Here is a 22,035-nt window from a genome sequence, read left to right as displayed (position 1 = left end):
ATTAAAGTAGTCTAGCTTCAGAGAGGTGCTAAGCTGTAGTTGCTCCTTACCCGGCTTCACTAAACTACTTGGTAGATGGGTGTCTCTTAGAAGGGTAGGGGCAATTCCAGGCAACTGCGTCTGTGTATGTTGAATTTCTGCCGGCTGACAAAGAAAATTGGAGTAGCTACCAATACAAGTGCTACCTGGACGCCTTGCAAATTCCCATGGACCCGGTAAGGGTGAGTAAGAGGCTGTAAATTGGAAGGATAAGAATTGAGAGAAAAACTAAAAATGGGCAGCATTCTGAGAAATTTCCCTTTTTGCCTCGATTTTGGAAAACGGCCTTAAAGCGGGAAGAGGAAATCAATTGGGCGGTCTACTAAATAAAAGAAGCGGCCCCTAAGGAGCCGCTTCTTTCAACTATGCTTAAAGAAATCTGCTTACTGTTTCACTACTCTAGTGACTACGTCTACTTCTGCTCCTTTGATTTTGAGGAGATAAGTGCCCACTGCGAACTTCGCCAGGTCAAGTGTTTGCACAACTCCGCCTTCCAATTGCTGGGTTTTTACCAGGCGACCATCCAAAGCATATATACTAATGGTTACTGTTGAACTTGACAATGAGGTCAGGTCCAGGTTCACCATATCGGCGGTTGGGTTCGGGTAAGCTTTCATTGTCACCTCAGTGGCAGCTACTGCTTTGGTCTGCACGGCTAGGGTCTTGCTGTACTCGAACTTGCCATCGTAGTCCACCTGCTTGAGGCGGTAGTAGGCGGTGCCGCCTAGCAGTTTGCTGTCCAGGAAGTGGTAATCCACCCGCACGTTGCTGTTGCCGTTGCCTTTCACCTGCCCGATGGCGCTGAAGTTACGGCCATCCATGCTGCGCTCCACCTGGAAGTAATCGTTGTCCTTCTCGGCGGCCGTGGTCCAAGCTAGGGAAACTCCGTCTTTCTGAGCCTTGGCCGTGAAGCTGGTCAATGTCACTGGGAGAGGAGTTACCACAGAGGAGGAACGATAGGTGTATTCTCCGTTAGTGGTTTGTAGGGAGGCAGTGCGCCCTCCGTTTTCTGTGTCAAATAGGTCCACCAAGCCGTCCTTGTCTGTATCATGGTAATAAGCGCTTCCTTTTGTGAGGTAAGCAGGAGAGCCATTAGCAGAAGCCAGCCATTTAGGAGTGCCAGTGGCGTCTTTGTCTGAGTTTATGTACCAGCCTTTCTGGTTTACTTCTTCAAAGATCCGGGCCCGCTCCAGTAAGTCATCCATAGAGACGCCGTCGTTATTGTCATCAAAGGCCTCTACATAATCTGGGGTGAAATCACCGTCACTGTCTCTGTCAAGGTAATCAGGTTTGCCGTCTCTGTCAGTGTCTACCGGGACAATGGCTTTTCCGCTGGTGGTAGCATCATAACCATCTTTCATGCCGTCATAGTCACTGTCGGTGCCTAAGCCGTTCACAAAAGTTAGGGTCGCCTGAGCTTCGTACATATCCAGAATGCCGTCATCATCAGAATCAATATCCAGGAAGTCGGCGAAACCGTCTTTGTCAGTGTCCAGATTTGGTAGGCTATTCTTTCCGTCTTTGTCTAAGATAGCCAGCGGAATGCCCTGCGCATTCACGTCACCTGTAAAAGTGCCAGTGACAGAGTTATAGCCTGCCGGGGCTGTTCCACCGTTTGCTTCAACGGCGTTGGGGATACCGTCTCCGTCAATGTCAATGTCATATCCTCTGATCAAGCCATCCAGGTCCAGGTCAAAGGCATCATGGATGTCATCACCATTTTTGTCCTGAAAGGCACCATAGGTTGGGTGAACAAAGTCTCTGTCCAGGTAATTGTAGGTTCCATCATTGTCATGATCACCGGTTGGGTTTACGGCACCAGGTTCAGTGATGATACCGTCATTGTTGTCATCAAGGTCGTTCACATCATCTATCCCGTCTTTGTCCCAGTCGCCGGAGATTTTGTAGGTAATGGTGTTCAAAGAGATATCACCTTGTGCATCCGTTGTCTCAATGGTGAGGGTATACGTGCCTGGTACCAGATGAAATCTATAGTCTACTTCCAGGGTTCCGTCCTGTTCCAGGCGCGTTCCGGCCGGTAAGGTGCCATTCACTATCCTGGCGTTTTCAATTGGTCCATCTGGGTCGGTGAACTCTACAATATGGTCACCGGTTTGGAACAGGAACATGTGCTTGTCTGTGTTGACCACCTTCGCAATCGCTGGCCGGTCTTCTACATTAAAGCTTACCACGGTACTGTTGTTGCCGTTAGGAGTATTACCGCCGTTAGGGTCAAATTCGTTTTGGGCAGATTTGTAACCTAAGCTGTTGAGGGTACCTGTGGTGAGGGGCTCCACCAGGAAGGTAAACGTCTTTGTTTCACCAACTCCAAGGTCACCAACGGTCCAAACACCCTGGGCGTACATTGTGCCAATGTCTGCTTTTCCGCTGCCTACTACTGGCCTTAAGCCGGTTCCCCCACTTGCTGAGACCGCTACACCTGTAGCAAGATCAGGTCCTGCGTTGGTAGTAGTAATGGTTACCTGGTATTGTCCTCCTACATAATATGGACCTGCCGCAATGGAACTTCCCAGTACAATATCGGCGGTTTTGCCAACTGTGATCTGGGCAGTGGCGGTATTGTTGGCAGTGTTGCTTTCGTATTCATTCACTGCTTTCACCGAGGCTGTAGAGGTATAGGTACTGCCGGAGGTTGGTTTCACTGTTAAAACCAGGGTCTGAGTAGAGCCCGCCAATAGGTCAGTGCCCAAGGTCCAGATACCTGAAGTGGCATCATAGGTGCCTACAGATGGCGTTGCGCTCACAAATGCCAGGCCTGAAGGAAGTACATCTTCTATCTTTACGCCGGTAGCGGCATCCGTGCTGTTGTTCTTCACTGCTACCGTAAAGGTGGTGTTCTGTCCATTATAGTGTGGACCAGCGGCTACCATGTTGGTAACCTGTAAATCCACCGCAGGCACCACGTTGATGAGGGCTACCGCTTTGTTGTTTTCTGGGTTCAGGTCCTTCTGGTCTGCAGAAATAATTTCTCCGCCCAGGTTCATACGGCCGGTGGTATTAGGAATGCCCTTCACTACCAGCGTCACAGACTGGCCAGGTTCCAAGGCATCAATGATCCATTCGCCAGTGGCCGGATTGTAGCCTTTGCCGGGCTCGGCATAGGTGAAATTGATGGTGCCTGAACGGGTGTCCATTCCTTTTAAGTTGGTGATTCTGTCCGGGCCATTATTCGTGACTTTCAGGGTGAAGGTAGCTTCCGTTACGCCTTTGTAGTAAACGCCATTCACATCTCCTGCAACAGATATACTGACGGCGGCATCTGCGGCCTTTTGAACCGTGAAAGTGGTAGAAGCTGTATTGTTGTCAGGCTTGTCGTCGAATTCGTTCTCTGTGCGTTTGGCAGCGGTAAAGGTGTAATCTTTGTTGCCAGTCACGGTATTGTCAACATTTGGTACCACCACCAGGTTCATGCCGGTGAAACTACCCGCGGCCAGGTTGCCTAGGTTCCAAATGCCGGTTGTGGCGTCATAAGTTCCTACTCTGGGCGTAGCGCTCACCAAAGTGAAGCCTGCCGGTACCAACGCATTAACAGATACCCCGGTAGCGGCATCGGGGCCAATGTTGTCTACCCTTACTCCCAGCGTGAGTTGTTTGCCGGTGTAATACGGACCTGCCGACATGCCAGTGGTGATTTTGATATCTGCTGTTATGGTTCCGCTTCCTGAGGTAATGGAGTTAGAGGCGCTGTTATTTCCGTTGGTGTTGTCGAACTCGGTGTGGGTTTGAGAGGCAGTGGTCGTGATGACGGCACTGGTTTCCACTTTTGCCACCAAAGTAAGCGTAGCTGAAGCCCCGTTCGCCAGAGTGCCTACTGACCAGGAGCCAGTAGCGGCATTGTATGTGCCGGTACCAACAGAGCTGTTAGCGCTCACCAGTGACAAGGAAGCCGGAAGTTTGTCAGTTACGACTACGTTGGTGGCTGCGCTTGGGCCATTGTTGGAAACCGTTACGGTATATGTTACCTGGTCGCCGTTGGCATAGGTTGTCTTGGCCGGAGAAGAGATGACGTTGGTTACGGCCACATCGGCGGCTGGGCTAACGTTAATGGTGCTGGCAGCGGTATTGTTGCTGCTCTGGGTATCAAACTCTGTGTGCGATTGGGTGGTGGAAAAAGTTAAGGCGCCGGTTGCGTTAGGCTTTGCGGTGATGGTCAGCGTCTGTGAGCCGCTGGTAACAATGGTTCCCACGGTCCAGGTGCCCGAGGCAGCATCAAAGGTGCCCGAACTGGCGTTGTACCCTGTAATGGTCAATCCGGCTGGTATTTGGTTCGCTAGAGAGACATTGGTGGCGTTATTGGGCCCGTTGTTCACTGCCTGGATGGTGTATGTAATGGTCTCACCCTGCGCAGGAGAAGAGTTTGAGACCATGTTGGTAACCGCAATATCCGCAGCCGGAGCCACTGTGATGGTAGTGGAAGCAGAATTGTTGCTGCCGTTCAGGTCCACCTCATTGTTCGTTCTGCTATCCAACGTGGCGGTAGTGGTTAGGCTACCTAACTGTGTAGCTTTTGCCGTTAAAGTCAGGGTTTTGATCTCATTCAAAGCAAGGTTGCCTACTGTCCAGACGCCAGAGTTAGCATCATACCCAGTTGGGGCGCTGCCCTGTAAAACAAGCCCGGCGGGAAGTTTATCAGTGATGGTTACTCCGGTGGCGGCATTTGGCCCCAGGTTCTGAGCTGTAATAGTGAAAGTAACAAGCTCACCGTTGTAATAACTGGTTTTAGGAACCGAGTTGCTCACCGCTATATCGGCCGAAGGCTGCACGGTGATAGAAGCAGAAGCACTGTTGTTGGAAGTTACATTATCTGCTTCGGTATGGGTTTGAGACGCAGTAGTGCTGAACGTACCTAATGCTACAGGTTTAGCTGTGATCGTTAAGGTCTTGGAAGCGCCTACGGCAAGCGTGCCCACGTTCCAAGCACCGGTATTGCTGTTATAGGCGGCATCTGAAGAGCTTACGAACTGAAGTTGGCTAGCATCCAGCTTGTCTGTAACTATCACATTGGTAGCAGGCAGTGGACCGTTGTTGGTAACTGTAACCGTATAGGTGAACTCCTTGCCAATAGCGTAAGGTCCGGCAGAAACTAAGTTAGTAACGGCTACATCGGCGCTGCAGTCATAGGTAAAGGTGGCGGACTGCTGGCTGGAGGAAGTGAAGCCGTACGTCCAGGTGTTCACGGTTTTCAAGTCCCCGGCTGTGGTGGTAGCAGAGCCCCAGGTGTGTACACCGGTGCTGGAAACAGCCCCGAAGAGCTCAGAGCGGGAAGGGAAGGAGCTAGTGGGGAGGTTGGTGTCATCCCAGTAAAGCAATGAATAATCACCGGCGGTAGTGCCGGGGGCTAGCGGGCGTACATCCATCACTCTGAAGCCATCGTTCCATTCCGCATCCCAAACCGGGAAGTTCACCGGCATGCTACCGTTCCGGAAGGAATAGTTAAGGGTGGTGTTTTTGGCCACGGGCTGTCCCAAGCCGTTCAAACCATTCCACTCAACTGATCGGGTACCTTTGGCGCCGGAAGATTCCAGTAGTACGTCGGCACTATTGGTTTGGTAACCGGGGGTGCCGTCCAGGTTAATGAGCACCAGGAAAGTGCTGCGCTCTGTGGTGTTGAGGTTGAACAAGGTCTTACCGCCGCCGGTGGTGGTGTTACAGCTAGAGGCCAGGCTCACAGAGAAGGTGGGAGCAGTTGCACTGGGCCAGATAGCAGGGTCTGGGTCATTCACAAAGTTGAAGTACTCTGGGTAATCGGTTTGGCTTGTCTGGCTTTTCCGTCTCTCGCTGGCAGTGGCTCCCGCCGTAGTGTTAGACCCGAAACTGTTGGTCACGAAACGGAAGAAGTTTTGAGGGGCAATACCCGCCAGTTCTATTTTCTTCACGAAGAATTTCCCGGTTTGGTCTTCGCTGGGGATCAAAGGGAATAAGTTGAAATCCTTGGAGAAAACGTTGGCCGTGCCGCCCGCCGAGAAAGACCATAGCTTGCTGCGCATACGGCCCTGTCTCTCGGTGCCGGCAGCATCTATCACTGTGAAATCCCAAAAGTCATAAACTGAAAAACGCCGTCCGTCATCGGTCCAGGAAGTTTCCCCTGCCTGGGTGAATTCTACATAGTAGTCGTAGTCTTCTGTGGTGCCGTTGGTGATAGACAAAGGTGTGTAACCGTTGGTAACGGCGGTTCTTCCGCCTATGGCAGGTCTGTTAGGGCCGTTCTCGGCCTCAGTGGCATTGTCTATGACCCCGTTCTGGTTTGCCACTAAGAGCATACTTCTGGTGGAGCTGGTGTTTGCCCTTAAAACGGAGGACGAGGAATAATTTGCATCATCAACGCCAGTGATCGCGTTGGTGCGGCGCAGGGTAATGGTTAAGTCTGCCTGGTTGGCAGAGGTCTGGTCATGGATGGCACGGTGAACCCCATAATAAAGCGTCTCGCCGGCTTTCACCCTTATGTACAGCCGATGGTCCTTGGAGTAGGTGGCGCCGTTACGGCTGAACCCAGCCGGTTTAAGGAAGCTGAGCGAGGTGATGGCCACCCCAGATGCGCTAGGCAGGTTGGCATCATGCGCCAGATAGCCGACCTTGTCATTGAGGGGGCTGGTAAGGGCTGAAGAAGATTTGTTGGGGGTAAGCTGCTTTGATCCCTCAGCAAACAATGTAAGAGGGAAGAAAACAAAGGCAAACACGAGAAGGCGTAAGATTTGTGCCATATAGGGGAGTTAAATTGAATAGTCTAGAGCGTTATTCTGCTATTGAAGTGCTGAAAACTTAACAAAATCAATATTAATATAAGCTTATGCTTTTCTTGTTTTAATTTATGCTTCAAAATTATGCAATTTTATCCAGCTTGTTTTTGATTTCGATAAAATGCCTGTTTTAACCGATGAATTGATCCTGAATCAGTTATGAATGGGCTTATTGACGTTTATTGAGCTTTTTTAGCGGATTTAGCTTGTTGTTTTTGTATCTTTTTAGAGGGTGTTTAATAAGTGATTTGGATGTGGGTTTATTGGTTGCTTTTTATAAGATTGAAAAAATCATATTTAATTAGAGTAATGCTTTAATATGTATAATAATATATATTGTAAAGGGAATTGTTTTATTGTAGTATAATTCATGGTTAATCCAGTAACAATCATTTGAAAATGGAAGCGGAAATTTGTTTAAATAAGCATTGCATTGAGGTAGATGGATAGCAACTTTGTTTTTGGTCCGTATTTAGGAAAAAAGGCGCTAAACCATTCGTACTGTGCCAGGCGCGCTAATGGTTTCCAGGCTGCCGTATCCTGTTAACCGCAGATCAGAATTGGCGATCCGGCCGTTTTAAAGCTGTTTTAAGTAAAACCACATGAAATCATTCTATACCATCTTCCTGCTTTGCCTTTCCAACCTTTTCATGACTTTCGCCTGGTATGGGCACCTGTACTTCAAAAGATTCACGGCGCTGCAGAAACTGGGTTTGGTGAGCGTTATACTCATCAGCTGGGGATTGGCGTTCTTTGAGTACATCTTCCAGGTGCCGGCCAACAAGGTAGGGTATCGCGAGAACGGCGGGCCTTATTCCCTCTTTGAGCTCAAGACCCTGCAGGAAGTCATTTCCCTGTCTGTTTTCACGCTGGTGACGGTGTATGTGTTTAAATCAGAGAAGCTGGCATGGAACCATTTGGTGGGTTTTGCCCTGTTGGTACTGGCGGTTTTCTTTGTCTTTAAGAAGTGGTAGACCAAGAGTATCCCATAGAATGGTTACCTTAGCCGATTAGTAATTAAAAGAGTAGATGCAGACCGAAGAACTCTCATACCAGGAAAAGATTCGCGAACACCAGCTGAAGATAAAGCAGGTCTTCAGGGAGATGAGCAAAGTGGTAGTGGGCCAGCAATATATGGTGAACCGACTGCTCATTGGCCTTTTCACCAACGGGCACATCTTGCTGGAGGGCGTGCCGGGTCTGGCTAAGACTTTGACCATCAATACGCTGGCCAAAGTACTGCACCTGAACTTCCAGCGCATTCAATTTACCCCAGACTTATTGCCCTCAGACCTGGTGGGCACCATGATCTATAACCAAAGCTCCTCGGCGTTTGAGGTAAAGAAAGGACCTATCTTCGCCAACCTGATCCTGGCCGATGAGGTAAACCGCTCGCCTGCCAAGGTGCAGTCGGCGTTGCTGGAGGCCATGCAGGAGAAGCAGGTAACCATAGGCGAGAAGACCTACCGGCTGGATCTGCCTTTCCTGGTGCTGGCCACCCAGAACCCGGTGGAGCAGGAGGGAACCTACACGCTGCCCGAGGCCCAGGTAGACCGTTTCATGATGAAAGTCTACGTGGACTATCTTTCCAAAGCCGATGAACTGGAGGTCATGCGCCGCATGTCTAACCTGTCTTACAGCAGCACGGTTAACACCATCCTCACCAAGCAGGACATCTTTGACATCCGGAACGAGATAAACCAGGTGCAGATGTCTGAGACCCTGGAACGCTACATTATAGAACTGGTCTTCGCTACCCGCCGTCCCGGGGACTATGATCTGCCGGACTTTGCCCAATATCTGCAGTATGGGGTGTCGCCGCGGGCCAGTATTGCCCTGAACCTGGCTGCCAAAGCCGTGGCTTTCTTTGACGAGCGCGACTACGTATTGCCCGAGGATATCAAAGAGATTGCCTCAGACGTGCTGAGCCACCGCGTGATCCTGAACTATGAGGCCGAGGCCGACAATGTGCAAACGAAGGATTTTGTGGAGGCCATCCTCCGGAAGGTGCCAATCAGTTAAGAAGTAAGTTATTCATAGATAAAAGAAGGCAGTCTGCGAGGATTGCCTTTTCTGTTTTAGGGCCAGCTCTAGAAAATCGGCTTTAAAACAGGTGTGGACTCATTTATCGGGCTAAAAAAGGTATTCAACCCGCATTTTGCGATTTCCGGGAAGAGGGAAGCCAGCTAATCGGGAGAATTTACTCTTTAAACTCTGGTTTGAGGAGGTTGGCCTAATTTCAAAATTCGGCCTGATTAAGGCTGCTACCTTTGAATCAGAAAAACAAACAGCAGTCTTTTACCAGTGAAAACTTTAGTACTCCTTTTCGCCTTTATCCTCTCTTTCTCTGCCATGGCCTCGGCAGATTCATTCACCACCAAGAAAAACGCCCTTAAAACAGGAATGCGGACTTTACACGCCAAACTCAAATTAAGCGAGACGCAGTTTGTGAAGCTCAAAGCACTTGAGAAAGAAAGGCTGCGCGAAATGGCAGAAGTGCAGAACATTGCTTCGGGTACCCGGCTGGAGGAACTGAACGCTGAAATTAACAGCCGGCATGAAGAGGCCGTGCTGCAGCACCTGACCCCGGTGCAACAGAAGAGATACCTTGTTTACAAATACAAAGGCACCGCCAAAAGAAACTAAACCCTTCAATACCTTACCCTTTATTACTTGGTCACCTCGCTCTTAAATTAACAAACAAAACGAACGGGCCTCCACTGGAGGCCCGTTCTGTTTCTGCTCTTTCTCTCATGAAAGATAAAGCCCGCCATCTCTGGCGGGCCCCCTGCGCCTGGGAGACTAAGCCACGCGCAAAGTGATTGTACCACCTCTATTTCTCACCCATATTGATGGCCAATCTTGTCTTGAATAACTTTGATTAATAATCTGTGTTCTGTGGGTCCCAGTTGGTCCAGCCGGCGGTCCAGTCAGTAGTACCGAAGGCGCCAATGTAGGCAGTGCTCTCAAACCCGTTGATTCCCGCAAAGGACGCGCCGCTCAACACCATAGAACCTGTCTGCGGCAAGTAAGGGGCAGTCGTAGCCAGACCCAGTTGGTTCAAGGCCTTGATGCTGTTGCCGTTGGCGGCGGTGTTAAACCAGGTGGTGGCATTGAACTCTGAGGTAGAAGAAGAGGCTTTGTTAATGGCGGTGTTCTCGCCGGCGCCCGCTACTACGGTGTTCATGATCTTGATGCCGCCGTTCTGGGCATAGCCTTCCACTACGGAGCCATCCAGCGTTATGCCTTTGTTATAGCCGCTGATCACGGAGTTACGGATAGAAAGGCTGGTTCCTTTTTTCAGGTGCGCGCCCTGACCGAACTGGGCACCAGTTGGCAAGTTGCTGCCTGGGCCTACAATGGTCACGTTAGAGAATGTGGCAGTGGTCAAAGGAGTTCTGGTAGAGCCAGCACCGTCGTTGTCTGACTCAAAACCGTTGGAGGCACCGCCGGTGGCTACGTCCCACATGTTGGGGTCACTGATACCCAAAGCGTACTGCACTCGGCCGCTGTACCCGAAGTCGGTGTCAAACATGTCATCGGTGGTTCTGTAGGCCACCAGGTGAGAGGCGTTCACCGTCCCGCCGAACCATTCAAAAGCATCATCGCCCCCGAAGGAAACCTGTACGTGGTCAATCTTGGTGCCTGAACCTACCGCGCCCAAGGTAAGGCCGTTCAATTCTTTGTTAGGCTGCAGCGGGTAACCGGCGAACTCAATACGCACGTAGCTGAATACCCCGGAATTGTCGGCGTCATTGGAGCCGCCGTAGTAAGCGATAGGACCACCTTCTACAATCGGATCCTCGGCTTGGTTATGCTTGGCTCTTCCTAAGATCACCACTCCGCCCCAGTCTCCGGGAGCGCGGCTGCCTTTGGCTTGGTTAGAAGTGAATACGATAGGCTTCTCAACGGTACCCTGGGCCATGATCTTAGCGCCGCGCTGTATCAGGAGCGTGCCTTGCGTGGCTTTCTCGCCTTTGATGATGGTGCCTGGTTCTATAGTCAAGGTGGCGTTGTTGTCTACATACACAAAGCCTTTCAAGGTATAAACGGTATCGGCATCCAGGGTTCTGTTGGCGGAGATAGTGCCTTGCAGGTTGGCGGTGCCTTTCACGGTTGGCGTGGGCGTATCGTCGTCCTCGCTGTCTGAGCAGGAGGTGAAGCCCAGGGCCAGACCGGCTAAAAGCATCAATGATAATTTACCTAAGTCTTTCATACTCTTTTTTAGAAATGGTTTGGTTTAATTAATAGCTATGCCCGTTTTTAGGCTGTTTTTTAGAAAGTGTACCCTAAAGTGATGGTGCTATACATGCCGCGGTTGAAGAGGTAAATGGGCAGGTCTGATGACCCGATCTCACCATCCTGGTTTGTGTCTTCCTTGAAGCGGAATTTTTGGTTGAACAGATCGGTCACGCCCGCTTTCACCTGCATTCTGTTCTTGAAGTTCTTGGTGAGGGTCACATCTACCACGTGGCGCGGCAGTTCATAAATGGTGGGGTTCTGCTCGTCGCCTACGCGGTAAACTCTGGTGCCTAAGACATTGTACATGATAGAATACTGCCAGCCGGTCTCTTCATCCTGGTAGTACAGGCCGGTGTTCACGATGTAAGGCGATTGGCCCATCATAGGTCTGTCCTGCGCTTCGCCGGAGGCTTGGTCACCCAGGTTCACGCGGCTGTGGATCAAGGAGGCGTTCAGGACCAGAGAGTGGTTTTGGATGAATTTGCTGCCGGAAAGCTCTCTGAAAGACTTGCGGGCCTCGGCCTCAATCCCGATGCTGGTGGCGTATTTCCCATTCACAAAGGTGTAGTTGGTACCCGTTCCGGCTTCCAGTTTGGTTTCAATGGGGTTTATGAAGCGTTTGTAGAAAACTCCCAGAGAAAGAAGCTCGGCAGAAGAGGGGTAGAATTCGTAGCGCATGTCCACGTTGTGGATGGTAGCCGTCTTGAGTTCATTGTTTCCGCGTACCGAGGCGTTCTCGTTGAAGTCATAGAAGCTGAAGCGGGCCTGCTCTCTGAACTCGGGGCGGTTCACGGTCATGCCGTAGGCCACGCGCAGCAGGGAACGGAGGCTGAAGTTGTAGGCCACGTTCACCGATGGCAGCAGGTAAAGTTTCTTCTCGTCTACCTCGTAAGTGCCCGATTGGTCAGCGGTGGTTACCTGGCGCCAGTTGTATTCGGCGCGTACCCCTCCGTAGAAGTTGACCTTGTCTAAGAATTTCTTTGCGATACCAGCGTAAGCGGCTCCCAAAGTGTTGGAGGCATCATACTTGTCCGCAATGGTGGTTCCTTCGTCAAAGATCAATCCGTTGGGGAAGGAGATGTTCTGCGGGGCGAAGATCTGGTCCAAAGGCAGGTTCAGGATGTTTTCATCGGTTCTGCCGCCAATGCCGGCGTTGCGCTTGTAGTTGAGGGTGCGGGCGTTGAAGTCACGGTCCTTTCTCTCGGCGTAGAACCCGATGTTCAGTTTAGGGGCGTTCTCCACATCAGCTGAATCTGCGGCGTTGAAGAGGTGCTGCCATTGGCCTTCGGCGATGTAGGCGCTCTCGTTCAGGTCTGAGAAGAAGCGGGCGGCATCATAAGGCGTGGACAAGGTGGAAACCTGTACCCGGAACGGGCCTTCAGATCCGGCATCGCGCTGGGTGCGCACTCTTCTTAAATCCGGCTCTTGGCGGTTGATGAAGTTGTAGCCCGCTGACCAGGTGAAGGTGTTTTTTTGGTCTGGGGTGGAGTGCGTGCCTTGCAACTGACCGGTGTAGATGCTGCGGCTTTCGTAACGCAGGGCGTAGTTCTGTTCCTCTTTCACGCCGCCGGTCTCGTAGTTGAAGCCCTGGCGCACGGTGGTCTGGGAGATACCTATCTGGTTGAACAGGTTCCGGAACTCTATTTTGTTGTTCTCATTCAGGCGAAGCGAGAAGTTCTGCAGCAAGCCCACCCGGATGGTATTGCCCGAGAGTTGGTCGGTGTAGTTCCAGTTGGTGTCTACTTTGCCGTCTGCCTGCTGTTGCTGGTAATCGCTGCGGAAAGTGTTCTGGCGCAGGTGGGAATTAGAGTAGGTAAGCGCGGTGATGCTGGAGAGACGGTTGCCGGCTACGTCAAAAACACGGTTCAGCCCGAAGTTCAATCTCAGGTCTGGCGAAGCGGTGGCTTTCTCTGGTTTCCAGGTGTTGGGCAGATCCAGGTTCTGGCCGAACTGGGCACGCTCGGCGTAGCTCAGGTTCTGGAATCTGGTGGTGGAAGGAAAGTTGCCGGGCAATTGGCGGGTGCCGCTGTCAAAGCCCAGGAAATCTGTTTTGCTGCCTTTGTAAGAATAGTAGTTGTTGTTGAACGTGGTGCCCGTGCGGTAGCCCGTGCCAATGCTGAATGTGGCGCTGTTCTCCGTCACGGCGTTTCTAGTGGTGACTTTGATGGCCCCACCAGCGAAATCTCCGGGTAATTCGGGGGCCGGTGACTTATAGATCAGGATTCTGTCTATAACGCTGGTGGGCAGGACATCAAAAGAAAAGGCGCGTACGTCTACCTCTGAAGAGGGTGTGAGCACGTTGTTCAGCATCACGGAGTTGTAGCGCTCGCTCAAGCCCCGCACTATAATAAAGCGGTTGTCCTGAATGGTCACGCCGGGGATTCTGCGCACCGCCTCAGCGGCATCACGGTCCTGCGCTTTCACAATCTGCTCATTAGACATCCCGCTCACTACAATATTACTCTGCTTGATGTCTTTGATAAGGGAGATGTCATTGTTCACCTGGCGCTCGGCTACCACGGTGACTTCGCCCAGGCTGTGGGCATCGTCTTCCAGGGAGGAGTTCAGGTTAGTGGTCTTGCCCGCTTCAATGGTCACGCCCTCAAGCGTGAGCGGTTTATAGGAAACATAGGTGATGGTGACTTTGTAGGTGCCCGGGGCTAAAGAAAGGGAATAGTTGCCTTCCAGGTCGGTGGCGGCTACGTTGGATGCAGTAGCAGATACGGTGGCGCCGATAATGGCTTCGCCGGTTTTCTTGTCTTTTACTTTTCCGGTGAGGGTTCCTGTTTGCGCAAAGCCTGCTAAGGCCGTGCAGATAAAAGAGAGGGTGAGTAAAAACGATCTCATATGATTAGTATTAGTCTCGCTGCAAAACTAGAGCGGCCACTTTACCCCATGATTAACCCGATATTACCCTATCGTTAAGTTGGAATAGTGAATGTTAAGCGGAGGTTAACTCGTCTTGTTTCCTGTTACTCAACAGGCCTGCAAAAGCCAGTTAGCCGTTTTGGGCCTCTTTTCTGAAAAACAAAGCCTAAACAGGACGGCCTTTCGCCCCAACAAGACAGCCTTTAAACTGAACCTGAATAATTCTGGCCGGTGCAGGGTGCCCGGTTGAAATGAAGGTGAGATTTATGGAAGGGGAGAGGCAACGGAAGGGAGGTTTGGTATCGTTCTGGGAAAGGAGGTAATGGTTTCCGTTTCAGGTCTGATTTCCTGAAAGTAACTCCAAAACAAGCTCCTGTGCGCGTGAATAATGACGGAAATCATCCATCAGCATTCATTTGTGTTGTACCTTTGTGGAAAAGTTAAGAAGAAGTGCTGCTGAAAGAGGTTCTTTACCTGATGCAAAAGGATTTTGTGCTGGAATGGCGGCAGAAGTATGCGTTCAACGGCATGCTGCTGTACGTGGGAAGCACGGTTTTCATTTGCTACCTCAGCTTCAGTCTGCGCTTTGGAGGGCTGGAGGTGCCGGTCTGGAATGCCTTGTACTGGATCATTCTGCTGTTCACCGCCGTGAACGCCATTGCCAAGGGCTTTGCCCAGGAAAGCCGCGGGCGGCTACTCTATTATTATAGTGTGGTGAGTCCGCAGGGGGTGATCCTGGCCAAGATGGTGTACAACGCGGCGCTCATGCTGGTGCTGTCCCTGCTTTGCTTCGGGTTTTATGCCATTGTGATCGGGAACCCGGTGCAGGATGTGGGGATGTTCCTGGTGACGATTGTCTTAGGAGCGATTGGGTTCGCCTCGTCGCTGACCATGATCTCGGGCATCGCGGCCAAGGCGGCCAATACCGGAACCCTCATGGCGGTGCTCAGTTTCCCGGTGATGGTACCCATGCTGCTCATGCTCATGAAGATGTCCAAGAACGCCATAGACGGGCTTGACCCCTCGGTGAGCCTTGACGAGGCGCTGGTGCTGCTGGCGATTAATATGATTGTGGTGACCGTGTCTTACATCCTGTTCCCGTACCTGTGGCGCAGTTAAGGCCCGGAAATAAAAACAAAGTCAAAAACGAATGAAACTAACCTGGTGGAAATGGCTGACGATTGCCCTGCTGCTGTACACAGTGGTAATGGGCATGCTGAGCGAGGTGCCCCGTCTGGCTATTCTCAATGAAACCATCCGGAACCTGTACTTCCACGTGCCCATGTGGTTTGGCATGATCCTGATTTTGCTCGTTTCAGTGGTGTATTCCATAAAATACCTCAGAAACCCGCTTACCAGAAACGATATCATTGCCTATGAGTCTGCCAAAGTAGGTATCCTGTTTGGGGTGTTGGGCATTATCACGGGTATGGAGTGGGCACGTTTCACGTGGGGCGAATTCTGGAGCAATGATCCCAAGCAGAACGCTTCGGCCATCGGGCTCCTGATTTACTTCGCGTACCTTATTCTGCGGGGTTCTTTTCAGGACCATCAGCAGCGCGCGCGCATCAGCGCTGTGTACAATGTCTTCGCGTTTGCGGCGCTTATCCCGCTGTTGTTTATTCTGCCGCGCCTCACAGATTCCCTGCACCCGGGCAACGGCGGAAACCCCGGTTTCAACTCCTATGACCTGGACAGCCGCCTGCGCGCCGTGTTCTACCCGGCCGTGATTGGCTGGACGCTGTTAGGGGTTTGGGTGGTGCACCTTCGCACCCGTTTAGAAGTTTTAAAGCAACGATTCTATGAAAATGCATAAGTGGCTCCTGGTGCTGCTCCTGATGTGGGCGGCTGGTTTCTCAATTCCTGCCTCGGCGCAAAACACTACGGAAGGAGGCTCCACCATTGAATATACCTCACAGGACAAAGCGGCCTCAGATCCGGAGATGGCAGATGTCATGCGCCAGGACGGCAAGATCTATATTGTGGTAGCGGTACTGGTGAGCATCTTGCTGGGCATCCTGTTTTACCTCATCAGCCTGGATAGAAAGATTGGCAAGTTGGAGCGTGAGCTTCGGCAATAAAACCGTTTAGGGGCTGTTTTACCTAAAGCAGGCCTTAAATGCAAAGTATTCGTTCCATGCAGAAAAGCGCCTGGTGCGGATTTAATTTTAAATAAGTGTTGTTAAAGAGGCGGGCAGAACTCGCCTATTCTTGAATAACCATGAAAAGAATACACATCATCGGGATTTTAGTTATTGCAGTGGCCATCATGATCATCATGTCAACGGCTTCAGATGCCAGTGTTTACGTGCCGTTCTCTGAAGCGCAGGCCCGCGCTAAAGAAGGAGATGACACCAAGGTGCACGTGGTAGGCCGCCTGAAAAAAGACGCCCGGGGCCACATTGTAGGCATGAAGTATGACCCAACGCTGGACCCCAACTACTTCTCCTTTGTGCTGGTAGATACCAACCGCGTTGAGCAGCAGGTAGTGTACTACAGCCCCAAACCCCAGGATTTTGACCGCTCTGAGCAGGTGGTGATTACCGGCAACATGCAAGAGAATGTGTTTGTAGCCGATAAGATTTTGCTCAAATGCCCTTCTAAGTACACCGAGAATGAGGTGAAGGTAGAAACGGCAAGTCTATAAATTAGTTCTGAGTCTTGAGTTCTGAGTCCTGAGTTAATTACTTAAGGCGAAGCCAAGTCTCTCATGGTTGTTATCATTTATAAGAGTTTTGGGGCGTGTTTTGAGTTTTTGACTCAGAACTCAAGACTCAGGACTCATAACTACTAGAAATGGTTAATACTTTAATCGGTGATTTAGGTCATTACAGTGTCATCCTCGCTTTCGTGACGGCGCTGGTTTCAGCGATCGCGTTTGCGTTTGCCTCCAACGCCAAAGAGCTTACCCCTGAGCAGAAAGACTGGAAGAAACTGGCCAGAGGTGCCTTCTTTGTGCACGTTGCGGCAGTTTTCGGCATCATCTTCTGTCTTTTCAACATCATTTACGCGCACCGCTACGAGTACCATTACGCGTGGAGCCACTCTAGTAACCACCTGCCGGTGCATTACATGATTTCCTGCTTCTGGGAAGGCCAGGAGGGGTCATTCCTGCTCTGGATTTTCTGGCACGCGCTGTTGGGACTGGTGCTCATCAAGTTTGCCGGTAAGAAGTGGGAAAGCCCAGTAATGGCGGTTTTCTCCTTCGTGCAGCTGTTTTTGACGTCCATGATTCTAGGGGTGGTGATCGGTGACCTGAAAATCGGTTCCTCTCCGTTCATCCTGATGCGCGATTTCATGACCGATGCGCCGGTGTTCCAAATGGACCCTAACTTCGTGCCGAAAGACGGTACCGGTCTGAACCCGTTGTTGCAGAACTACTGGATGGTGATTCACCCGCCGGTGCTGTTCCTGGGCTTTGCCGCTACCCTGGTGCCGTTTGCCTTTGCAATTGCCGGTCTCTGGAAAAGAGAGTTCGCTTCCTGGACCAAACCCGCTTTGCCTTGGGGCCTGTTCGCTGCCGTGGTGTTAGGAGTTGGTATCATGATGGGCGCCTATTGGGCCTATGAAACTTTGAACTTTGGTGGTTACTGGAACTGGGATCCGGTAGAGAATGCCGTATATATTCCGTGGCTTGTGTTAGTGGGCGCTATCCATACCTTGCTGGCCTTCCGCAAAAGCAAAACCGCATTGCGCGCTACTTTCATCCTGTTTATCACCTCTTTCCTGCTGGTGCTGTACGCTACCTTCTTGACCAGAAGTGGTATCCTGGGTAACGCCTCCGTACACTCTTTTACTGACCTTGGCTTGTCTGGTCAGTTGTTCACCTACCTGGCGGCCTTTGTGGTGCTGGCTATTGGTTTGCTGGTGTACCGCTGGAAACATATCCCGGCCACGGCCAAAGAGATTGCAACTTACTCCGGGGAGTTCTGGGTGTTCATTGGCGCCGCGGTGCTTTGTCTGGGTGCCTTCCAGGTGTTAGTGACTACGTCCATTCCGGTGTACAATGCATTTATGGGCTTCGTTGGGGTGAAAACCAATGTGGCCCTACCTGCCGACCAGATTGCGCATTATACCAAGTTCCAGATGTGGATGGGGATTGCCATTGCCATGTTGTCTGGTACCGGGCAGTTGCTGTGGTGGCGGAAACAGAACGACGGTACCAAGCTTTCAGAAGTGTTCATGCTGCCGCTCATCTTTACCGCTTTGTTTGCCGCCCTTATCTTGCTGGTAAGCAAAATGGGGTACATTGAGCGCATTGACAACCCGTCTTATATTTTGTTGCTGCTGGCGTCTCTGTACGCGGTGTTCAGTAACCTGGCCATTGTGTTCGGCCTGCTCAGAAAGAAAGTCTCTATCGCCGGTGGAGCGGTATCGCACATTGGGGTGGCCTTGATGCTCATCGGGATTCTGTTCTCCTCTGGTTACTCCAACATCATCTCCAAGAACATGTCTGGCATGGTGTACGCCCGCGAGTTCGGGGATGACATCAACCGTGATAACGTGCTGTTGTGGCGCAACGCCGGGACTGATATGGGACCTTACAAGGTGACCTACAAAGGTCAGTACCTAGAGGTTAACGGCTTATCGGAGTATGTGAACAAGCAGCGTTTGTTCCGCCTTGAAGATGAATATAAAGCCATTGCCCGCGGTCCGTTGAAAGATGGTGACAAAGTCATTTACAACGCCGGTGACACGGTAGAAATCTCCCCTGAGAACACGTACTACGAAGTAGGATTCAAGAACCGCGAATCTGGAGAGGAATTTACCTTGTACCCAAGAGCGCAGGTGAATCCGCAGATGGGCTTGCTGGCTTCCCCAGATATTAAGATGTTCGGTACCAAAGACCTGTACACGCACGTTTCCACTATTCCAGATCCTAATGAAGAGAAGGAGTGGGGCGAACTGAAAGAATATCAGGTGAAAATTGGGGATACGCTGTACCTCAATGACTATGTAGCCGTGCTGCACGGGATTGAGCCCGCCAAAGACACCCTCATGCTGAACCTGAAGCCGGGCGATGTGGCCGTGCAAGCCGATATGCAGGTATTGGGTGAGCGTCGCACTTACCACGCGCACCCGATCTACGCCATCAGAGACCGCATGGTAGGCCGCGTGCCCGAAGAGATTGAAGACCTGGGTCTCCGGATTATGCTCATGAGCATTGACCCGGACAAAGGCGAGTTCACCATTGGTATCAACACCACTCAGAAAGACTACATCATCCTGAAAGCGATGGAGAAACCTTTCATCAGTATTCTCTGGATTGGTACCATCATCATGAGTTTGGGTTTTGTGATGGCCATTGTGCGCCATTACAACGACGGCAAACGCGGGAACGCCACCTCACCGAAGGGCCCGGCCGGAAAAGAAGCCGTAAAACGCAGAAAGCAAATGGCCTAAATTCCAGAACCATATACAAAGCCGTGGAAGGATTCAATTTCTTCCGCGGCTTTTTTGTTTATAGGCTGTTTGGGTCAAAAGGCCCGAAAAGGGTTTTGCTGGATGCTCGGTCTACCGAGATGTTAAAGCGGAAAGCTGCTAACTTCGCCCTCTCCAAACAGGTGAAAAAATGAAGGTTGCAATTATAGGGGCCGGTAACGTGGCCACGCACTTGGTGAAGGGTCTCCAGGAGGCAAGTATAGAGATACCCGTCATCTACAGCCGTACGCTGGCCTCGGCGCAGAAATTAGCAGAGGAAGTTCCGGGTGCCGTAGCCACTGACGCTACAGACTTCCGGCAATTGCCGAATGCCCAGGTCTATCTTTTGGCTATTCCGGACGGAGCGCTGCCGCTGTACGTGCAAAATGCTGTTTTCCCGGAGGGTGTCTTAGTGGCCCATACGTCCGGGGCGCAGCCGATGGAACTGCTGACCTCACTGATAGGGGTAGAAACTGGCGTCTTCTATCCAGTGCAGACCTTCAGCAAGGGAAAGGAGCTGGACTGGCGCAGAATTCCCATCTGTGTGGAAGGCTCCACTCCAACGGCAGAAGAAACCCTTTTGAATTTGGGAAAGGTGCTCAGCGATCAGGTGGTTTTGATGCATGGGCAAGCCAGAAAGCAGCTACACGTGGCGGCGGTGTTTGCCTGCAACTTCACCAACCATCTGTGGGGCGTGGCGCAGGAACTGTTACAGAAAGCAGAACTGCCGGTGAATCTTCTTGAGCCGCTGGTGCTGGAAACGGTGCAGAAAGCTTTTCAGTTTCCGCCGTTCACGGTGCAGACCGGGCCGGCCCGCCGCGGAGACAGCAATACCCTGCAGGCGCATCTGCAACTATTGCAAACCCAGCCCCACTACCAACATTTATATCAGGTACTCACAGAAAGTATCCAAAGGGTGGCAGAAAATGAGCCGTTTTCTGGGAAACAGGCGTAAAACGACTGGTGTCTTCTCGGTAACCCCGCCAAGCGGCATTGGTTTTGATTAGGGCGGCTGTATGCCTACCTTTGCACCTTTATTAATCCACAGGAATGAAAGTCGTTAATATTACTTATAAGTTCGAGGACGGAAAGCCCGACGAAACCCATTTGGGAGCCGAAGGAGAGTCTGTTCTGGACGTCGCCCTTAACAACGGGATTCAGCTGCAGCACAACTGCGGTGGTGTTTGTGGCTGCAGTACGTGCCATGTTTACGTAGAGACCGGCATGGATGACCTGCCGGAAATCACCGACAAAGAGGAAGATTACATTGATCGCGCGGTGAACCCCCGCATCAACTCAAGGCTGGCCTGCCAGTGCGTGGTGCAAGGCGGCCAGGACCTGGTGATCACTATTCCCAAGCAGGATTTCCTGGGTCACTAATTAGTTATCAGTGGTTTGTTGTGAGTGAATAGGCCAGGTGTAAACCCACCATAACAGGCCTTATGCAAGGTTTCATTTCCTGCTTTATTCCCTGACCGAACCCAGAAAACTAACAACCATCAACTAAACACTATCAACTAAGCAAGATATGAGTAATTTGTATGAGCCACCCATGAAGTGGAGCGACCATGAAGACATTGCCATGGCCCTCTATGAGAAGTTTGGCGATGATTTCACCGAGAACAAGATCTACCGCATCCGGTTCACCGATTTGCTGGAGTGGGTTTTGAGTTTACCTAACTTTGAAGGTACCCGCGAGCAGGCTACTGAGGGCCACCTGGAGCAGATCCAGGCCAAGTGGGTGTACGAGTGGCGCGATAACCAATAGTTTTTCTCCGTTTGGGGCTTGTTTTCATCAAAACAATCCCCAAACGTAAATTGCAGTTCCTATCCCTGATGTCCTAACCATGCAAGCACTTCCTGATTTCAAGAATATCACCACCTTCATTTTTGACGTGGATGGCGTTTTGACAGACGGCAACCTGTTGTGTTTCTCTACCGGAGAGCAGGCGCGGGCGTTCAACATCAAAGACGGCTACGCCATCAGGCATGCCCTCCGGAAAGGCTACCGCGTGGCCATCATCTCAGGGCGCAATGAGCCTGGGGTACGCAAGCGGCTGGAGTCACTGGATGTGAAGGATATTTACCTGGGCTCAGAGAACAAGTTGGATACTTTCCAGAATTACGTATATTACTACGGTATTGACCCTGAAACCGTGGTATTTATGGGTGATGATATGCCTGATCTGGAAGTGATGCAGCACTGCGGCATCTCGGCCTGCCCCGCCGATGCGGCCATTGACATCTGTGACATCTCGCAGTACGTGGCTACCGCCGAGGGTGGCAAAGGCGCGGTGCGCGAACTCATTGAAATGGTCATGAAGCTGCAGAAGAAATGGTAGCCTACGTTAACCGTTTTCCTTGGTTTTCAAATTTTTATAAATAAAGTTTGCTTTTTGTATAATAATCATATATTTACAGAATCATTCATTATTTCAATTTTTAAATTTTTATGAAAACAGGAACTGTTAAATTTTTCAACGAGTCCAAAGGCTACGGTTTCATTACAGAGGAAGCCACTAACGAGGATTTCTTTGTTCACATTACAGGCCTCAACGGTATCCAAATCCAACAGCACGACAAAGTAGAGTTCGACACCAAAGAAGGTAAAAAAGGCATCAACGCGGTTAACGTGAAGAAAATCTAACACTTCTACGATTCATACTCATTTTGCATTCTCAACAAAAAGCCCCTGGTCCCAGGGGCT

16 protein-coding genes are annotated in these 22,035 nt (G+C 51.0%); 13 read left to right on the top strand and 3 right to left on the bottom strand.

Annotated features, from left to right (window positions below):
- Positions 1-422: 422 nt before the first annotated feature.
- The gene (locus tag J3P34_RS05025) at positions 423-6,761 is read right to left on the bottom strand and encodes a T9SS type A sorting domain-containing protein (protein ID WP_210486733.1); all 6,339 of its coding nucleotides are present in this window, start codon (positions 6,759-6,761) and stop codon (positions 423-425) included.
- Positions 6,762-7,399: 638 nt separating this feature from the next.
- Here J3P34_RS05025 and J3P34_RS05020 point away from each other — a divergent pair.
- From J3P34_RS05020 to J3P34_RS05010, 3 genes are all read left to right on the top strand, one after another.
- Positions 7,400-7,771, top strand: coding sequence for a DMT family protein (locus J3P34_RS05020; RefSeq protein ID WP_210486731.1), 372 nt, complete (start codon positions 7,400-7,402; stop codon positions 7,769-7,771).
- Between the two features lie 55 nt (positions 7,772-7,826).
- The gene (locus tag J3P34_RS05015; protein WP_210486729.1) at positions 7,827-8,819 is read left to right on the top strand and encodes an AAA family ATPase; all 993 of its coding nucleotides are present in this window, start codon (positions 7,827-7,829) and stop codon (positions 8,817-8,819) included.
- A gap of 282 nt (positions 8,820-9,101) precedes the next feature.
- Positions 9,102-9,443, top strand: coding sequence for a hypothetical protein (locus J3P34_RS05010; protein ID WP_210486727.1), 342 nt, complete (start codon positions 9,102-9,104; stop codon positions 9,441-9,443).
- Between the two features lie 235 nt (positions 9,444-9,678).
- Here J3P34_RS05010 and J3P34_RS05005 read toward each other — a convergent pair whose 3' ends face one another.
- Together J3P34_RS05005 and J3P34_RS05000 are read right to left on the bottom strand one after the other, a co-directional pair.
- Entirely contained in the window at positions 9,679-11,013 is a 1,335-nt protein-coding gene (locus J3P34_RS05005; RefSeq protein WP_210486726.1) for a T9SS C-terminal target domain-containing protein, read from the bottom strand.
- Between the two features lie 59 nt (positions 11,014-11,072).
- Complete coding sequence (locus J3P34_RS05000) at positions 11,073-13,886, bottom strand: TonB-dependent receptor (RefSeq protein WP_210486725.1); 2,814 nt, start codon at positions 13,884-13,886, stop codon at positions 11,073-11,075.
- 498 nt (positions 13,887-14,384) lie between these two features.
- On the opposite strand from J3P34_RS05000, the gene J3P34_RS04995 reads away from it, so the two are divergent.
- The 10 genes from J3P34_RS04995 to J3P34_RS04950 all read left to right on the top strand — a co-directional run bounded on the left by J3P34_RS04995 (position 14,385) and on the right by J3P34_RS04950 (position 21,975).
- A complete protein-coding gene (locus J3P34_RS04995; protein WP_210466672.1) occupies positions 14,385-15,026 on the top strand; it encodes a heme exporter protein CcmB in 642 nt (213 codons plus the stop codon).
- Between the two features lie 31 nt (positions 15,027-15,057).
- Positions 15,058-15,723 (top strand): cytochrome c biogenesis protein CcsA, encoded by a 666-nt coding sequence (gene ccsA, locus J3P34_RS04990; RefSeq protein ID WP_210466671.1) that lies wholly within the window; start codon positions 15,058-15,060, stop codon positions 15,721-15,723.
- A complete protein-coding gene (locus J3P34_RS04985) occupies positions 15,710-15,988 on the top strand; it encodes a CcmD family protein (RefSeq protein ID WP_246853535.1) in 279 nt (92 codons plus the stop codon). The genes ccsA (J3P34_RS04990) and J3P34_RS04985 overlap by 14 nt, the downstream gene beginning before the upstream one ends.
- Before the next feature lie 140 nt (positions 15,989-16,128).
- Complete coding sequence (locus J3P34_RS04980) at positions 16,129-16,554, top strand: cytochrome c maturation protein CcmE domain-containing protein (protein ID WP_210486724.1); 426 nt, start codon at positions 16,129-16,131, stop codon at positions 16,552-16,554.
- Positions 16,555-16,703: 149 nt separating this feature from the next.
- On the top strand, positions 16,704-19,310 hold the full coding sequence (gene ccsA, locus J3P34_RS04975) for a cytochrome c biogenesis protein CcsA (protein WP_210486723.1): 2,607 nt from the start codon (positions 16,704-16,706) through the stop codon (positions 19,308-19,310).
- A gap of 169 nt (positions 19,311-19,479) precedes the next feature.
- Positions 19,480-20,283 (top strand): Rossmann-like and DUF2520 domain-containing protein, encoded by an 804-nt coding sequence (locus J3P34_RS22415; RefSeq protein ID WP_210486722.1) that lies wholly within the window; start codon positions 19,480-19,482, stop codon positions 20,281-20,283.
- Positions 20,284-20,378: 95 nt separating this feature from the next.
- On the top strand, positions 20,379-20,708 hold the full coding sequence (locus tag J3P34_RS04965; RefSeq protein ID WP_210466666.1) for a 2Fe-2S iron-sulfur cluster-binding protein: 330 nt from the start codon (positions 20,379-20,381) through the stop codon (positions 20,706-20,708).
- Positions 20,709-20,856: 148 nt separating this feature from the next.
- Positions 20,857-21,096 (top strand): Fe-S cluster assembly protein IscX, encoded by a 240-nt coding sequence (gene iscX / locus J3P34_RS04960; protein WP_210466665.1) that lies wholly within the window; start codon positions 20,857-20,859, stop codon positions 21,094-21,096.
- A 79-nt stretch (positions 21,097-21,175) separates the two neighbouring features.
- On the top strand, positions 21,176-21,670 hold the full coding sequence (locus J3P34_RS04955; protein WP_210466664.1) for a KdsC family phosphatase: 495 nt from the start codon (positions 21,176-21,178) through the stop codon (positions 21,668-21,670).
- A 110-nt stretch (positions 21,671-21,780) separates the two neighbouring features.
- Positions 21,781-21,975 (top strand): cold-shock protein, encoded by a 195-nt coding sequence (locus J3P34_RS04950; protein WP_062543874.1) that lies wholly within the window; start codon positions 21,781-21,783, stop codon positions 21,973-21,975.
- Positions 21,976-22,035: the final 60 nt, after the last annotated feature.

The organism is Rufibacter aurantiacus (assembly GCF_017916345.1).
GTDB classification, from domain to species: domain Bacteria; phylum Bacteroidota; class Bacteroidia; order Cytophagales; family Hymenobacteraceae; genus Nibribacter; species Nibribacter roseolus.
Note: the sequence above shows the minus strand (reverse complement) of the source record. Positions and strands in the feature narration are given on the sequence as shown.

Coding starts and splice junctions, on each gene's coding strand:
- J3P34_RS05015 (WP_210486729.1), top strand. CDS start 7,827: ATGCAGACCGAAGAACTCTCATACCAGGAAAAGATTCGCGAACACCAG.
- ccsA (WP_210466671.1), top strand. CDS start 15,058: ATGAAACTAACCTGGTGGAAATGGCTGACGATTGCCCTGCTGCTGTAC.
- J3P34_RS04955 (WP_210466664.1), top strand. CDS start 21,176: ATGCAAGCACTTCCTGATTTCAAGAATATCACCACCTTCATTTTTGAC.
- J3P34_RS04965 (WP_210466666.1), top strand. CDS start 20,379: ATGAAAGTCGTTAATATTACTTATAAGTTCGAGGACGGAAAGCCCGAC.
- ccsA (WP_210486723.1), top strand. CDS start 16,704: ATGGTTAATACTTTAATCGGTGATTTAGGTCATTACAGTGTCATCCTC.
- iscX (WP_210466665.1), top strand. CDS start 20,857: ATGAGTAATTTGTATGAGCCACCCATGAAGTGGAGCGACCATGAAGAC.
- J3P34_RS04985 (WP_246853535.1), top strand. CDS start 15,710: ATGAAAATGCATAAGTGGCTCCTGGTGCTGCTCCTGATGTGGGCGGCT.
- J3P34_RS04980 (WP_210486724.1), top strand. CDS start 16,129: ATGAAAAGAATACACATCATCGGGATTTTAGTTATTGCAGTGGCCATC.
- J3P34_RS05000 (WP_210486725.1), bottom strand. CDS start 13,886: ATGAGATCGTTTTTACTCACCCTCTCTTTTATCTGCACGGCCTTAGCA.
- J3P34_RS05025 (WP_210486733.1), bottom strand. CDS start 6,761: ATGGCACAAATCTTACGCCTTCTCGTGTTTGCCTTTGTTTTCTTCCCT.
- J3P34_RS22415 (WP_210486722.1), top strand. CDS start 19,480: ATGAAGGTTGCAATTATAGGGGCCGGTAACGTGGCCACGCACTTGGTG.
- J3P34_RS04950 (WP_062543874.1), top strand. CDS start 21,781: ATGAAAACAGGAACTGTTAAATTTTTCAACGAGTCCAAAGGCTACGGT.
- J3P34_RS05020 (WP_210486731.1), top strand. CDS start 7,400: ATGAAATCATTCTATACCATCTTCCTGCTTTGCCTTTCCAACCTTTTC.
- J3P34_RS05005 (WP_210486726.1), bottom strand. CDS start 11,013: ATGAAAGACTTAGGTAAATTATCATTGATGCTTTTAGCCGGTCTGGCC.
- J3P34_RS04995 (WP_210466672.1), top strand. CDS start 14,385: ATGCAAAAGGATTTTGTGCTGGAATGGCGGCAGAAGTATGCGTTCAAC.